This window comes from Arthrobacter sp. 10N410 (assembly GCF_056394945.1).
Map to the genome: position 1 here is coordinate 863232 of NZ_JBFTIP010000001.1, position 15147 is coordinate 878378.

Genomic DNA, 15147 nt, shown 5'->3' on the forward strand with positions numbered 1-15147 from the left:
CGCGGCACCAAGTTAGCGGCGGGACCACCCCGGGTGCCGCAGCATGTGCAATCGCCCGCGCCATGCCGGGGACTGCCCGAATACGACAAAGCCATTTCAATAGGGGAATATATAACCTATGAAGGCACGGATTTTGGTAGTGGACGATGACGAGGCGCTGGCCGAGATGATCGGTATTGTGCTGCGCAACGACGGCTTCGACCCCGTCTTCTGCGCGGACGGTGGACAGGCCCTGGAGGTTTTCCGCTCATCCAAGCCGGACCTGGTGCTGCTGGACCTGATGCTTCCCGGCATTGACGGCATCGAAGTGTGCCGCCAGATCCGCGGCGAGTCTGATGTGCCGATCGTCATGCTGACGGCCAAATCCGACACCTCGGACGTGGTCCGCGGACTCGAGTCCGGCGCCGACGACTACGTTCCCAAACCTTTCAAGCCCGCCGAACTCGTGGCCCGGGTGCGGGCACGGCTCCGCCCCGGCGACCAGAAGGCCCCGGAGACGCTGCGCATCGCGGACGTCACGATTGACGTCGCCGGCCACGTGGTCAGCCGCAACAGCGAGCGGATCTCGTTGACCCCGCTGGAATTCGACCTGCTGGTCGCCCTGGCGCGCAAGCCCTGGCAGGTTTTCACCCGGGAGCTGCTGCTCGAGCAGGTCTGGGGCTACCGCCACGCGGCGGACACCCGCCTGGTCAACGTCCACGTCCAGCGGCTGCGCTCGAAGATCGAACGCGATCCGGAAGCCCCTGAAGTTGTATTGACGGTCCGTGGTGTCGGCTACAAAGCAGGTTCCTGAGCCGGCGGACGGCCCGCCGGGGACCGCCCCGGAGACCGCTGCCCGGCTCGAGCTCCCGGAGACTGCCGCCCCGTCGGACGGCCAGCCTGATGCTGCCGCGACCGAGGCCGCTGCCCCCGAGGGCCAGACGGCGCCGTCATCGTCCCGTGGACAGACCCCGCTTTTCAGGGCCCGGATCTGGAGCCGCCGGGCCCGGATTGTCACCGCCCGCGTTGCCCGGTTGGTCCGCACCGGTGCGTCCCGCATCCTGCCGGCAACCAGGTACCTGTTGCGTGCCGTGCACCGGCGCTGGCGGCGGTCCCTGCAGTTCCGCACCGTGCTCACCACCCTCATGCTCGCGATCGGTTCCTTCGCCGTCGTCGGCGCGTATCTCTCCAACCAGATCGCCAACAACCTATTCCAGGAGCGGCTGGCCCAGGCGGAGTCGGAGACCCGCTACAACGTCAAGCAGGTCCAGGACACGTTCGACGGCGCGCAGGTCACCGACCAGTCCAGCGTCATCACCCTCGTCTACGACACCCTGAACGCCGTCGAAGGCCGCGGCTCGGTGATCCAGCGGCGCTACGTCTTCGAGGCCATGCCCGAACAGACCAAGCCGCGCAACCGGTGGGTCGAGTCGCGCGCGTCCGACCAGCTCACGATCAGTGTGATCCCGCCCGAGCTGCGCAAGGCGGTGCAGGACTCCGGCAAAGACCAGTTCTGGGCCTCCACGGAATTCCCGGTGGGAACCGAGGATCGCCCCGGGATCGCGGTTGGCAACAAGGTGACTTTCAACGGCACGGTCTACGAGCTCTACCTGATCTACGACCTCAACACGGCGCAAAAGACCCTGGACGAAATCCAGAACGTCCTGCTGGCCGGTGCCGCCGCCCTGGCCCTCATGATCGGCGCCGTGGCCTGGTACGTCACCCGCAACGTGGTCAGCCCGGTCAGCCACGCTGCCGTTGTCTCCGAAAAGTTGGCCGCCGGCCAGTTGCAGGAGCGCATGGTGGTCAAAGGCGAAGACGAAGTCGCCCGGCTGGGCGCTTCCTTCAACCACATGGCCGCCAGCCTGCAGGAGCAGATCACCCAGCTGGCCACCCTGTCCCAAATGCAGCAGCGGTTTGTCTCGGACGTCTCGCACGAGCTCCGCACCCCGCTGACCACGGTCCGGATGGCGGCGGAGGTGCTCTACGACGCCCGTGAGGACTTCGACCCGATCAACAAGCGGTCCGCGGAACTGCTCTACAACCAGGTGGAACGCTTCCAGTCGCTGCTGGCCGACCTGCTGGAAATCTCCCGGTTCGACGCCGGCGTGGCCATGCTCGACGCCGAACCGTCCGACATCGTCCAGCTCGTCTCGCACGTGATCGAGGGGGTGGCCCCGGTGGCGGCCGAATACGGCTCGGAGGTGACGCTGAATGCCCCCGCAGGCAGCATCATCGTCGAGATGGATGACCGGCGGATCGACCGGATCCTGCGGAACCTGGTTCTGAATGCGCTGGAGCACGGCGAGGGCCGGCCCGTGAACATCTCCGTGGCGGCAAACGACACCGCGGTGGCCGTCGCCGTCCGGGACCATGGAATAGGCATGACCGCCGCGGAGGCCGCGCGCGTGTTCGACCGTTTCTGGCGCGCCGACCCGGCCCGCGCCCGCACCACGGGCGGCAGCGGCCTGGGTCTGTCCATCGCGACCGAGGACACCAAGCTGCACAACGGCTGGCTGCAGGCCTGGGGCGACAAGGGGAGAGGCTCCAACTTCCGCCTGACCCTGCCGCTGCGCCAGGGCGAAACGATCACCCGATCACCGCTCCAGCTGGAACCCGCCGACGTCGGGCCCGCCGGCGTCGTGCGTGAACGGACGATGCTGCTGCTGGAGACGGCCGTCAGGGAGCCCCGTCCGGCCCCGTCCGGCCCCGACACAACGAAGGAGCAGCCATGAGAGGTGCCGGGAAACTCACCAGGCTCGCCGGGGCCCTGCTGGCGCTGGTGCTGCTTCTTCTGACCTCGTGCGCGCAGATTCCGCGCTCCGGCCCGGTAGGAAAGAGCACGGACGAGAGCGCGGGAAAGCCCAACAACGCACCGGTCTTCTTCCCCGTGGCTCCGCGGGCGGGGGCGGGCCCGGAGGCAATGATCGAGGACTTCTACCTCGCGGGCAGCGGCTACGAGGACGACTATGCCGTGGCCCGGCAGTACCTCACCCAGGCCTCCTCGGTGAAGTGGAAGCCGGACCAGCGGGTACTGGTCTTCCGTTCCGCCCGCGTGGTGCGCACCGCCGTCGAAAATGTCTTCAACTACGAACTGGACCTGGCGTATTCGGTCGACGCCGACGGGATCGCCACGCCGTTGCCGGAAGGTTCCAAGGAAAGCATTCCCGCAACGCTGACCAAGGTCGACGGCGAGTGGAGGATCTCGGAAATCCCTGATGGCACCGCCATCCCCGAGCAGACGTTCAAGGTCATCTACGGCGCCTACCCCATCTACTTCTACGACCCCACCTTCACCTACGCGGTGCCGGACATGCGCTGGTTCATCAAGAAGAAGACCGTCAAGGCCATGACCAGCGCCCTGCTCGGCGGCCCGGCCCCTTACCTCAAGGGCGCCGTCGTAAGCGCGTTCCCTTCGGGCATGAAGCTGGCGCGCGAGTCGGTGCCGGTGGTCTCCGGCGCCGCGCAGGTGGACCTCACGGCCAAGGAGCTCGTGGACGCTTCCAACGAGGACCGGCTGCGCATGCAGACCCAGCTGGCGCTGACCTTCCGCAGCCAGCCCGACGTGATCAACGTGGAGCTGCGGGCGAACCAGGACCTTGTCCGGGTCGAAGACGACGGCTCCGTGCTGCCGCCGGTGCGGGACAAGGACGTTCCCGCCCACCAGATCGCCGTCAGCAACAACGACCTGGTCCGCTATGAGAACAACAAGCTGGGTCCGCTGCCGGACATCCAGTCCGTCCGGGCGCTGGCGCCGCGTGTGCCCGCCGAATCGCCGGTGTCCCAGGCAGCGGCGTTCCTCAACGCCGGCCGCACCACGCTGTATTCGATCCTGCCGGGCCAGCCGGCGCGCGCCCTCACCACGCGGGCAGGCCTGTCGCGGCCGTCCTTCGACCGCTACGACTGGGTCTGGACCGCCGGGCCCGGCAGCAACGGGGCCACCGAGGTTCTCGCCTACCATCCTGCCGGGACCGCGCCGGGAGCGAACGTGCCTGCCGTGACCATGACCCCGCCCTGGCTCGCCGGACGGAGCATCAAGGAGTTCAGGGTCTCGCGCGAAGGAACCCGTGCACTCGTCATCTCGGAGTTGAACGGCAAAACCAGCGTCCAGATCACCGGAATCATCCGTAACGGCGACGGCACCCCGAGGGACCTCACCGCGCCGATCACACTCCTGTCAGCCCGTGCCCCCGACCGGGGCGTCTGGGTCAACGACACGACCGTCGCCGTGATGAAGAGCTCGGCGAACGACAACGTCACGCCCGAGCTGCTGTCCCTTACCGCCGGGGCGCCGCAGCTGCTGGCACCTTGGCCGGGGCTAACCGCGCTCAGCGCCGGCAACGGACCGACGGAGATCTACGGCCAATCCACGGAGGGCATCTTCCAGCGGCTCGGTAACGGCTGGTCGCCGCAGGTCAAGGGCGCCATCGACCCCTCCTACCCGGGCTGACCGGGAGGGGCCGGGCTGACCGGGAGGGGCCGGGCTGATCGGGCGGCGCCCGGACAGATGTCCACATAGCAGCCGGGAGGGCTTCCGCGGCGGACCGGCGGCGCCCAGCCTTGAAGGGTGAACAAACGCCGGCGCCGCGCCAGAGACCGCACCCGAAACAGCACCAGAAACAGCACCCGAAACAGCACCAGAATCCGCGCTGTCGACCCGGACCTTGCCCCTGTACCCCCGGCAGCGAAACACCGTGGTGGCTACCGACGCTGGACGGAGCGCATCGCGGACCGTGCCGCCACAGCTGCCGCGGAGTTACTGGCGCTGGCAGCGCCGGTGGAATGCGTCTGCTGCGGCGCGGAGGACCGGACGTTGTGCGCCGGCTGCGCGCATCGTGTCCGCCAGCTGACGCGGCGGCCGTTCCGGGCGGAAGGGCGGGCCCCTGCCCTCGTGGACATGGACGGCTCGGTCCTGCTGCCGGTCGTGGCAGCCGGGGTCTACCGGGGCGAGCTGGCCCAGTCCCTGCTGTCCTTCAAGAGGCACGGCCAGCGTCAGCTGGCCGAGGAACTGGCCAAGGCCCTCGTCAAAGCCATCGACGCCGCGGCCGGCCGGGCGGAAGGAATCCTGCTGGTGCCCGTGCCTACCAGCGGTGCCGCGTTTCGACGCCGGGGCTTCAGCCCGGTCCACCTCCTGATTGCGCGGGCCCGGCGTATCCCCGCCCTGGCCGGAGCCGACGTCGCCGACGTGCTGCGCCAGGCGCGGCCCACCCTAAACGGTCCCCGGGGCCGACCCGGGCTGGCGGCCGGCTCGCCCGGCGGGCAGAAGGGATTGGGCCGCGCGGCCCGGACCCGGCGGGTACGCGGTTCGATGCGGATCAAGGGCGGACTCCGCCGGCCGGAGCTGAACGGTCGGCCCTGCATCGTCGTGGACGACGTGCTGACCACCGGCGCCACGCTGGCGGAAGCGGCCCGCGCGCTGCACGCCGCGGGAGGGCTGGTCCGCGGCGCAGTGGTGCTCGCGGCGACACGCCCGCCCGCCCGGTACAACTTTGCCGCGGCAATCCCCGGGCTGGCGGGGAACCCCGGCGATGAGGAAAAAAATAAACCAAAAAAAGATGAATAACAGGGGTCCATGAACTAACGTCGAACATGGGTACCAAGAACAGATGTACCTGTCGATAGCGGCTCGGAAAGGGGCTCGACTGTCAGTCAGATCAGCCCCGGGAAGTGCCGCCGTCGTGTCACCGAAGTCATTTGGAGGGCACCATGGAGTTCATGATCAGCGGTCGTAATTTGACGGTCTCGGACCGGTTCCGCGAATACGCCGACGAAAAGATCTCGAAGATCGCATCACTGGGGGACAAGGTCCAGAGGGTGGACGCCAAGGTTACCAAGGAGACCAAGGCCCGGCAGACCGCAGAACTGCTCACTGTCGAGCTGACCGTCCTGGGCCGAGGGCCCGTGATCCGTGCCGAAGCCAGCGCCGCAGACAAATTTGCCGCGTTCGACCTGGCCTACAACAAGCTTCTTGAACGGTTGCGCCGTGCCAAGGACCGCAAGAAGGTCCACCACGGCCGGCACACTCCGAAGTCCGTCACCGAGGCGACGGCAACCCTGGAACCTGCCAGCACCAGCGAGCCCATCTACGAGGAAGCGAGCCATCCGCCGCAGCCCCGGTCCGCCGAGAAGTCGCCGTACGAGGTGGAAAACGATATTCCTGCCGGCGACTCGCCCGTGCTGATCCGCCGCAAGGTCTTCCCCGCGGCGTCCCTGTCGCTCGACGACGCCGTCGACAACATGGAACTCGTAGGCCACGACTTCTACCTGTTCGTGGACAAGGAGACGAAGGCCCCGTCGGTCGTCTACCGCCGTGAAGGCTGGACCTACGGCGTGATCAGCCTGGACCAGACCTGCGAACCGGGCGAGGCTCCGCTGGAAGAAAAGATCATCGCTTATCGTTCAGAGGATGAGCCCGCCAGCGCCTGAGCTGGTGACCATCCGACGAAGGGACTGATGTGCACGCATCGCTGAGCCTCAAGCAGGCACGGCGGATCGCATTGGCAGCCCAGGGATTGGACAAGGTCCGGCCCGCCGCACCCGTGAGCGCACGGGCGGTGGGCCGTACCTTTGCCCGTCTCCACCTGGTCCAGATTGATTCCGTCAACGTGCTCTCGCGGAGCCACTACCTGCCGTTCTTCTCCCGGCTCGGGAACTACGACCGCACCATCCTGCACCGCATGGCGGGGACACACCCGCGACGGATGATGGAGTACTGGGCCCACGAGGCCAGTTTCATCCGGCCCGAGCATTTCCAGGATCTCGTGCTGTGGCAGAACCGAAAATGGGTCGGCGCGCATGCCATGGATCCGGAGCAGCGCAGCGAGGTGGCAGGGCGGGTACTGGAGGCGCTGGCCGCGGGCCGGCCGCTGACCGCCGCCGAACTCACGGCCAGGCTGGGCCACGTCGAGGACAGGCCCAAGGACAACTGGGGGTGGAACTGGAACGCGGTCAAACGGGTCCTCGAGCACCTCTTTGAAGAGGGCCTGGTCTCGGCCGCGTCCCGGACCGAGTCCTTCGAACGCCGCTATACGCTGACCTCGAGGGTCCTGGCCGGCAGCGTCCCGGCCGCGCCGGGACCACCCGCCGCGGGCCGGGAGCCGGATGCCGCGGCCGCCATGATCCGGCTGATCGACGCCGCAGCCCAGGCGCACGGGATCGGCACCGTGCGGTGCTTCGCGGACTATTTCAGGACCCCGTTGCGCGCCGCCGCCGTCGCGGTGGAACACCTCGTGGACGCCGGGCGGCTGGAGCCCGTGACGGTGGCCGGGTGGAACAGGCCGCTGTACCGGCACGCCGACGCCGGGTTGCCCCGCGCCGCCAACGGCCGCGCGTTGCTGAGCCCCTTCGATTCGTTGGTCTTTGAACGCCGCAGGCTGGAGGAACTGTTCGGCTTCCATTACCGGATCGAGATCTACACCCCCGAGGCCAAACGCCGCTACGGCTACTACGTGCTGCCCTTCCTGCTGCGCGACGGAATCGTGGCCCGCGTGGACCTGAAGGCGGACCGGGCGACCGGCAGCCTGCTCGCCCGGGCCAGCCACGCCGAGCCCGGCGCGCCGGCCGACACCGCCGTCGAACTCGCCGAGGAACTGCAGCTCATGGCAGAGTGGTTGGAGCTGGACCGGGTCGTTGTCGCCCCCGTGGGGGACCTGGCGCCGGCGCTCGGGCAGGCCGTGGCAGGCCTGCATCCGCTCTGAGGGAACAGGCGCGTCCCGCCCTGCGTCTCTCCCGTAGACTAAACACGCCGGAATTCGGCAGCTTGAGACTGGGAGCAATTTCACGTGGCATCACTAATCGAAAAACTTCTCCGCACGGGTGACAAAAAGACCCTGCGGCAACTGCGGAACTATGCCGATTCCATTAACGCCCTGGAAAGCTCCTTCAAGACCTTCACCGACGCCGAACTGCGCGAAGAGACCGACCGTCTCCGCGCCCGCCACGGCGACGGGGAGAAGCTCGACGACCTGCTGCCGGAGGCCTTCGCCGCCGTCCGCGAGGCATCCTCGCGGACCCTGGGGATGCGCCACTTCGACGTCCAGCTGATGGGCGGCGCCGCCCTGCACCTGGGCAACATCGCCGAAATGAAGACCGGTGAAGGCAAGACCCTGGTGGCCACCGCTCCGGCCTACCTCAATGCCCTCACCGGCAAGGGTGTCCACGTCATCACCGTCAACGACTACCTCGCCGAGTACCAGTCGGACCTGATGGGCCGCGTGTACCGCTTCCTCGGCCTGAGCAGCGGCTGCATCCTCTCCAACCAGGACCCCGCCGTCCGCCGCGAGCAGTACGCCTCGGACATCACCTACGGCACCAACAACGAATTCGGCTTCGACTACCTGCGCGACAACATGGCGTGGGACAAGTCCGAACTGGTCCAGCGCGGCCACAACTTCGCCATCGTCGACGAAGTGGACTCCATCCTCATCGATGAGGCCCGCACCCCGCTCATCATTTCCGGACCGGCCCAGGGCGACACCAATCGCTGGTACAGCGAGTTCGCGAAGGTGGTGCTGCGCCTCCAGCCCGAGACCGACTACGAGGTCGATGAAAAGAAGCGCACCGTCGGCGTCCTCGAGGCCGGCATCGAGAAGGTCGAGGATTACCTCGGCATCCACAACCTCTACGAGTCCGCGAACACCCCGCTGATCGGTTTCCTGAACAACGCCATCAAGGCGAAGGAACTGTTCAAGCGGGACAAGGACTACGTCATCCTCGACGGCGAAGTGCTGATCGTGGACGAGCACACCGGCCGCATCCTCGCCGGCCGGCGCTACAACGAGGGCATGCACCAGGCGATCGAAGCCAAAGAAGGCGTCGAGATCAAGGCCGAGAACCAGACCCTCGCAACGGTCACGCTGCAGAACTACTTCCGCATGTACGACAAGCTCGCGGGCATGACCGGTACCGCCGAAACCGAAGCCGCCGAGTTCATGAGCACCTACAAGCTCGGCGTTGTCGCGATCCCCACCAACCGGGACATGCAGCGCATCGACCAGCCGGACCTCGTCTACAAGAACGAGACCGTGAAGTTCGACGCCGTGGTCAAGGACATCGCCGAGCGGCACGAAAAGGGCCAGCCGGTCCTGGTCGGCACCACCAGCGTCGAAAAGAGCGAATACCTCTCCCGGCTGCTGGCCAAGGAAGGCATCCGCCATGAGGTCCTGAACGCCAAGAACCACGCCCGGGAAGCGTCCATCGTGGCGCAGGCCGGCCGCAAGGGCGCCGTGACGGTCGCGACCAACATGGCCGGACGTGGTACCGACATCATGCTCGGCGGCAACGCCGAGTTCACCGCCGTCGCCGAACTCGCCCAGCGCGGGCTCGATCCGGAAGAGAACTCCGAGGAATACGAGGCCGCCTGGCCCGCCGCGTTCGAGGCCGCCAAGCAGTCGGTCAAGGACGAGCACGAGGAAGTCCTCAACCTCGGCGGACTCTACGTGCTCGGCACCGAGCGGCACGAGTCCCGCCGGATCGACAACCAGCTGCGCGGCCGGTCCGGGCGCCAGGGCGACCCCGGCGAGTCCCGGTTCTACCTGTCGCTGACCGATGACCTGATGCGGCTGTTCAACTCCGGCGCGGCCGAACGACTGATGAACAGCTCGGTGCCGGACGACGTTGCCCTCGAATCGAAGCTCGTCTCGCGTGCCATCGCCTCGGCCCAGGGCCAGGTGGAAGGCCGCAACGCCGAACAGCGCAAGAACGTCCTGAAGTACGACGACGTCCTGAACCGCCAGCGCGAGGCAATCTACGGCGACCGCCGTCGCATCCTGGAAGGCGATGACCTGCACGAAAAGGTCCAGTACTTCCTCGAGGACACGATCACCGCGTTCATCGATGAAGCAACCGCCGAAGGTACCGGCGACGACTGGGACTTCAACCTGCTCTGGTCCAACCTGAAGACCCTGTACCCGGTCAGCTTCTCGCCGCGGGACGTGATTGACGAGGCCGGCGGCAAGTCGCGGATTACGGTGGAGTTCCTGAAGGAAGAGATCCTCTCCGATGCGCGTCTGGTTTACCAGGCCCGCGAAGAGCTGATCGGTTCGGAAAGCATGCGTGAGCTGGAGCGCCGCGTGGTGCTCTCCGTGATCGGCCGCAAGTGGCAGGAACACCTGTACGAGATGGATTACCTCAAGGAAGGCATCGGCCTGCGGGCGATGGCCCAGCGCGATCCGCTGGTCGAGTACCAGCGCGAGGGCTTCATCATGTTCCAGGCCATGATGGAGGCCATCCGCGAGGAGAGCGTCGGCTTCCTGTTCAACCTGGAGGTCGAGGTGACCCCGGCGGAGGACGTCGTGGTGGCCGACGCCGCGGGCCAGCACACGGAGCACCACGAGCCGCAGATCCACGCTGCCGGCCTGGAAGCGCCGGAGAAGCCGGCCCAGTTGCAGTACACGGCGCCGGGCGAGGACGGCGCGGCCCAGACCCGGGTCGAGGCGAAGTCCTCCGGCCGTTCCGGCAACCCGGCGAAGGCCGCGGCCCAGGAGTCTCCGCGGCGCGCCAGCAAGAAGAAGCGCCGCTAGGCCTCAGCCGCAAGGACTAGAGCGCACAAGCAGGGCCGGAACGACAGTTCCGGCCCTGCTTCATTTAAGTTGACCTCCTTTCCCTGGGTCCTGGCGCGGATCCTCAGCCGATCTCCAGAACGGTGACCCGCCAGACCAGCCTGCTGCGCTCCAACCGCAGGGCGACGGCGCGGACGCGCAGTTCGTCGGACACGACGGCGCTGGCCTCATAGACGTCCTCGGACACCCGGCAGGCGCGGACCGAGCGGACGGACGGATTCCGGTGCAGCCGGCCCGCCGTCGGCGAGGTGCCCGAAGCCACGCGGCGGGTCAGCGCGGCCCGGTGCTGCAGCGCCGCCAGGCAGCGCTCGTCGAGCCGGCGGGCCAGCTGCTGTGCGGGGCGGGTACCGGCAAGGACCTCGATGGCGGCCTGCACGGTCGAGCGGCAAATCGCACACACCTCGCGGTCCTGGTCCACCAACCGCAGGACCGGTGCCGTACCGGCTGGCACAGGCGGGCGGGGAGCATGCAGCGGGACGGGGCGGGGACCCGGCGGCGCCACCGGGAGGGGGACAGCGGTGCCTGCGCGGATACCGGTCATGGGACTCATGGGACTTCCTTTGCTGTCGTGGAGGGATTGCGGGTTGGCTTGGTTTAGCGTGCGGGCGGCATCCGAAGGACCTGACCGGGAAGCAGCAGCCCGGGGTCGCTGCCGATGACATCGCGGTTGGCCTGGTAGAGCCGCGGCCACGCCAGGGCGATGTCGACGTCGGACGCCAGCGGTCCGAGGTCCGCCGCGCAGATGCTCCACAACGAGTCTCCGGCCCGGACGGTGACCGCCGCCGTGCCCGCCGGCTCCGGGGCGCGCCGCGGGGAGGGCGCCAAGGACCGGGGATCCACCGGCGGCGGCGCCGGCATCCAGTGAGGATCCAGGCCGAGGCTCCGGGGCATAGCGGAGGGGACAGGAGGCTCAGGCTCCGGCGCAGGAGAACGGGCCGGAGGGGGAGCGGCGGATCCGGACGCGAAAGCGGCCAGCTCGGCCCCGCTGGGGATCCATGCGGCGGAAACGGCGGGAGGGGCGGTCGTCTCCGGGCCGGCCGGGGCAGGGTTTGCGTGGGCCAGCGGGGCGGTGGCGAGTTGGAGCCCGAGGGCGGCCAGCGCCAGCCGGCGCATGAAGGCGGGACTGAACTTCCCCGCCGCTTCGGCGGAACGGCGGCTGCCCTCGCGGGAGGAGCGCCGCCACGAAGGCGATCAGGAAGGACAACGCCCACCAGACGACGACGATCAGCCCGGCGGTGTTGGCGGCAACCCCGATCTGGTCCTCGAAGGAGGGGGATTGACGCCTCGCCGCCGATGAATGCAGGCGCTGGGCGAGCCGGGCTCCCGAGCCGGCGAGGAAGGCCCCAAGCAGGAGGATGACGAGGGCCATGGCCGCGTCCGCGCCCAGCCCGCGCCGGCGGCCCGCGCCGGAAAAATTTCTTGGGTCCACAACCGCCTCCTCTGCGGGCCGAGCCGCTGTCCTGCCCGCTTGGCCGGTTCGCTGAATGCGTCCGGGAGGGCTTCTGTAGCTGTTTGATGTGATTTGATGCTCTTGGAGTGAGTTTGATGCCTAAAGAAGCTGTTTGTCTATAGGGTGCGCAAAGAATGTGGATTGACCGCCGTTGGGGGTGCGCCTACGCTGGCGCCATGCGTTGGGACGCCCTGTTTGCAGACTTGGAGGCGCAACTGGCTGCCGGCGAACGCCTGGACCTGGACGCCGAAATTGGTGAGCGGGCGCGGGTGGATGCGGCCGCCGTCGAGCTGGCGGACCGGTTGCGGGGCTCGCTGGGCCTGCGGATCGGCGTCCACCTTGGCTCCGGAACTTTGTACGAGGGCACGCTCAGCCACGTGGGCAGCCAGTGGCTGGTGCTCGACGAGGAGCGGCACCAGGTCCTGATTCCCTACGCGTCGGCGGTGCGCTACGCCGGCCTCTCCCGGCTGGCGGTGGTCGCAGGCAACGGTGCCCGGCACCGGCTCGGGCTGGCCAGTGCCCTGCGGGGACTGGCACGGGACCGCGCCAACCTCGCCGTGGTCGTGTCTCGAGGGGCGGCAGGCGAGTCCGTCCTGCACGGCGTCATCGACAGGGTCGGCCGCGACTTCCTTGACCTCGCGCTCACCCCTGTCGGGGAGGAGCGTCGGCCTGCGAATGTCAGCGGCGTGGCCACGGTTCCCTTTGGCGCCCTCGCAGGGATCAGGTCGGTCCGGGGCGCCGACAGCTAGGGGCGGCTCAGTGGCCCTTGGCCTTGGCCTCCTCGATCATGCGGCTTGCCTCCGCGTAGCGCTCCTGGATGTACTGCTCGAGCATGGTTTCTTCGACCCGCCACTGGCCCCGTCCGCCCACCTGGATGGCCTTGAGCTGGCCGCTGCGAACCAGCGCGTAGGCGGCGGGGGAGTTGATCTGGAGCTGCTCGGCAACATCTGCGAGCGTCAGGAATCGGGGCATGGCACCATTTTGCCACCGGTGCTGGCGTTTGGGGGCGTTATCCACAATTTGCTGCTGTTTGCTTAGGTGTCTTCCCGCAGGGCCGCCAATTCGTGAGAATAGGGGTGTCCGGAGCCCGCGGCCCGGGCTGCGACTACAGGGGGAGCAGGACGCATGAGTGTGAGCACGGTAGCCGGCGGCGCCCGGTTAAAGCGGCCCTCGTGGAAGGACCCGCGGCTCCTCGTGGGCATCCTGCTGGTGCTGGCCTCCGTAGTCGGCGTTGTGTCACTCGTGGCGGCAGCGGACCAGACCACCGAGGCCTACGCCGCCAGCGAGCCGATTGCGGTCGGGGAGAAGGTCTCTCCGGACAAGCTGCACCGCGTCAAGGTCCGGCTGGGCGACGTCGAGCCGCAGTACCTCACTCCGGAGTCCGGCATGGACGGCGGCCTGGTCGCCCTCCAGCGCATCGGCAAGGACCAGCTCCTGCCGCGCGAAAGCTTCGGCAGGCTGGACGCCCTGGACCGCAAGCCGGTCGCCATCTCCGTTGAAGAGGCGCTGCCGCCGCAGGCGGTGGCGGGCTCCCGCGTGGATGTCTGGGTGGCGCTGCCGGATACCCGCAACGGTTTCAGCGAGCCGACGCTGCTGCTGCCGGGGGCCGAGATTGCGCAGCTCACCCCGGGAAGCACCGCCCTGGGCTCACAGCGGTCCACTGTGGTGATGGTCCTCGTGTCGGACGGGCAGATGCCCAAACTGCTGGGGGCACAGGCCAACAAGGCAAAGATCTCCGTGGTCTGGAATCCTGGAGGCGCGCCCTGATGGGCATTCCGGTGGTGACGGTGGGCCGGACCCGGGACGACCTGGTCGGCGGGCTGGAGCGGCTCCATGGCCCGGTGTCCGTCGTCCGGCGCTGCAGTGAGCTCGCCGAACTGCTGGCCGTCTGCCAGACCGGCCTGGCGCGGGCCGCCGTCGTCGCCGAGGGGACCGGCGAGCTTACCGCCTCGCTGGTCGACCGCCTGTCCGCCGTGGGAGTCGCCGTGGTGGCGCTGACCGACAGCCCGGAGGAATCGGCCAGGCTTCGGGGGATCGGCGTTACCCCGGAGGTTTCCGGAGTGGGAGCAGCCGCGCTCGCCGCCCTGATCGCGGGCGCGGTGGCGGAACTTGCCGGTGCGCGGCCCGGTCCGCCGGCAAGCGGCTTGGCCGACCCTTCCGCGGCCCTTCACACGCAGGCGGGCCCGGACCGCACTCTGGACGGCGGGGCCGGGGCGGAGCGGGCTGGCCCCGGGCCCGGCGCCGGGGAAGCGGGAACTGCAACGGGAACGGGGAGAATTATCGTCGTCTGGGGTCCCGCCGGATCGCCCGGTCGGACGCTGACGGCCGCCAATATGGCCGGCGAACTGGCAGCGGAGGGAAAGTCCGTCCTGCTGGTCGACGCCGACAGCTATGGCGCCAGCGTCGCGGCGGTGTTGGGGCTGCTGGACGAAGCGGCCGGACTTGCGCAGGCCTGCCGGCTGGCCGACCAGGGCCTGCTCGACGGCGAAGCGTTGCGCCAAATCGCCGTCCCGGTATCCACCCGCGCCGGAACGTTCCGGGTGCTGACCGGCATTACCCGAGCCGACCGCTGGACCGAACTTCGGGCGGCGGCACTCGCGCTGGTCTACGAGCGGGCCCGGGAGATCGCCGAGGTCACGGTGATCGACGCCGGCTTCTGCCTGGAGGCCGACGAGGAACTCAGCTTTGACTCGATGGCGCCGCGCCGGAACGCGGCCACCCTGCGAAGCCTCGAAATGGCCGACACCGTCTATGCCATCGGCGCCGCCGACCCGGTCGGAGTGCCACGGCTGGTGCGCGGACTGGCCGAGCTGGACGCCGCCGTCCCGCAGGCGCGTCCCCGCGTGGTCCTGAACAAGGTGCGCGCCTCCGCCGTCGGCCGTTCCCCGGAACGCCAGCTTCGTGAGGCTTGGGCGCGCTACGGCCCGACCGTACCGCTGGAAGCCTTCCTCCCCGCGGACCCGGCGGCCTGTGACGCCGCCCTGCTGGCTGGCTCGTTGCTGCTCGAGAGCGCACCGGATTCCACCCTCCGCCGGGCCATCCGGAGCTTGGTTTGTGCACCTGCCCAGCAAAATCTTAAATCCTCTGTCCTTTCTTCCACAGCAAAGCCCCGGCTAAAAGACTAGGCTCGCCATGAGGGCTGCAACGGTGCGGCCGTGA

At 68.4% G+C, this 15147-nt stretch carries 13 protein-coding genes; 10 read left to right on the plus strand and 3 right to left on the minus strand.

Annotation, left to right across the window (positions count from 1 at the left end; genetic code table 11):
* The first annotated feature begins 118 nt into the window (after nt 1-118).
* The 7 genes from mtrA to secA all read left to right on the plus strand — a co-directional run bounded on the left by mtrA (nt 119) and on the right by secA (nt 10499).
* Nucleotides 119-793 (plus strand): MtrAB system response regulator MtrA, encoded by a 675-nt coding sequence (gene mtrA / locus AC1DB8_RS04100; RefSeq protein ID WP_175321836.1) that lies wholly within the window; start codon nt 119-121, stop codon nt 791-793.
* A 175-nt stretch (nt 794-968) separates the two neighbouring features.
* Nucleotides 969-2714 (plus strand): MtrAB system histidine kinase MtrB, encoded by a 1746-nt coding sequence (gene mtrB, locus AC1DB8_RS04105; RefSeq protein ID WP_476892302.1) that lies wholly within the window; start codon nt 969-971, stop codon nt 2712-2714.
* Complete coding sequence (locus AC1DB8_RS04110) at nt 2711-4429, plus strand: LpqB family beta-propeller domain-containing protein (protein ID WP_476892240.1); 1719 nt, start codon at nt 2711-2713, stop codon at nt 4427-4429. The genes mtrB and AC1DB8_RS04110 overlap by 4 nt, the downstream gene beginning before the upstream one ends.
* Before the next feature lie 447 nt (nt 4430-4876).
* Complete coding sequence (locus AC1DB8_RS04115) at nt 4877-5542, plus strand: ComF family protein (protein WP_476892241.1); 666 nt, start codon at nt 4877-4879, stop codon at nt 5540-5542.
* Nucleotides 5543-5685: 143 nt separating this feature from the next.
* Complete coding sequence (gene hpf, locus AC1DB8_RS04120; RefSeq protein WP_441417258.1) at nt 5686-6405, plus strand: ribosome hibernation-promoting factor, HPF/YfiA family; 720 nt, start codon at nt 5686-5688, stop codon at nt 6403-6405.
* 29 nt (nt 6406-6434) lie between these two features.
* The gene (locus tag AC1DB8_RS04125) at nt 6435-7676 is read left to right on the plus strand and encodes a winged helix-turn-helix domain-containing protein (RefSeq protein WP_476892242.1); all 1242 of its coding nucleotides are present in this window, start codon (nt 6435-6437) and stop codon (nt 7674-7676) included.
* 84 nt (nt 7677-7760) lie between these two features.
* Nucleotides 7761-10499 carry a preprotein translocase subunit SecA gene (secA, locus tag AC1DB8_RS04130; protein WP_441417260.1) on the plus strand — a complete coding sequence of 913 codons (2739 nt, stop codon included), beginning with the start codon at nt 7761-7763 and terminating at the stop codon, nt 10497-10499.
* A gap of 103 nt (nt 10500-10602) precedes the next feature.
* On the opposite strand, the gene AC1DB8_RS04135 is transcribed toward secA, so the two are convergent.
* Together AC1DB8_RS04135 and AC1DB8_RS04140 are read right to left on the minus strand one after the other, a co-directional pair.
* Nucleotides 10603-11088 (minus strand): Rv3235 family protein, encoded by a 486-nt coding sequence (locus AC1DB8_RS04135; RefSeq protein WP_476892243.1) that lies wholly within the window; start codon nt 11086-11088, stop codon nt 10603-10605.
* A gap of 44 nt (nt 11089-11132) precedes the next feature.
* Nucleotides 11133-11396, minus strand: a complete 264-nt coding sequence (locus tag AC1DB8_RS04140; protein ID WP_476892244.1) for a LysM peptidoglycan-binding domain-containing protein — start codon at nt 11394-11396, stop codon at nt 11133-11135.
* A 768-nt stretch (nt 11397-12164) separates the two neighbouring features.
* On the opposite strand from AC1DB8_RS04140, the gene AC1DB8_RS04145 reads away from it, so the two are divergent.
* Nucleotides 12165-12737, plus strand: a complete 573-nt coding sequence (locus AC1DB8_RS04145) for a hypothetical protein (RefSeq protein WP_441417263.1) — start codon at nt 12165-12167, stop codon at nt 12735-12737.
* A 7-nt stretch (nt 12738-12744) separates the two neighbouring features.
* Here the strand turns inward: AC1DB8_RS04145 and AC1DB8_RS04150 are convergent, their stop codons facing one another.
* Entirely contained in the window at nt 12745-12960 is a 216-nt protein-coding gene (locus AC1DB8_RS04150; protein WP_175321842.1) for a helix-turn-helix domain-containing protein, read from the minus strand.
* A gap of 153 nt (nt 12961-13113) precedes the next feature.
* On the opposite strand from AC1DB8_RS04150, the gene AC1DB8_RS04155 reads away from it, so the two are divergent.
* Both AC1DB8_RS04155 and AC1DB8_RS04160 read left to right on the plus strand, forming a co-directional pair.
* Nucleotides 13114-13755, plus strand: a complete 642-nt coding sequence (locus AC1DB8_RS04155; RefSeq protein WP_476892245.1) for a CpaB family protein — start codon at nt 13114-13116, stop codon at nt 13753-13755.
* Nucleotides 13755-15113 carry a CpaE/TadZ family protein gene (locus AC1DB8_RS04160; RefSeq protein WP_476892246.1) on the plus strand — a complete coding sequence of 453 codons (1359 nt, stop codon included), beginning with the start codon at nt 13755-13757 and terminating at the stop codon, nt 15111-15113. The genes AC1DB8_RS04155 and AC1DB8_RS04160 overlap by 1 nt, the downstream gene beginning before the upstream one ends.
* Nucleotides 15114-15147 lie beyond the last annotated feature (34 nt).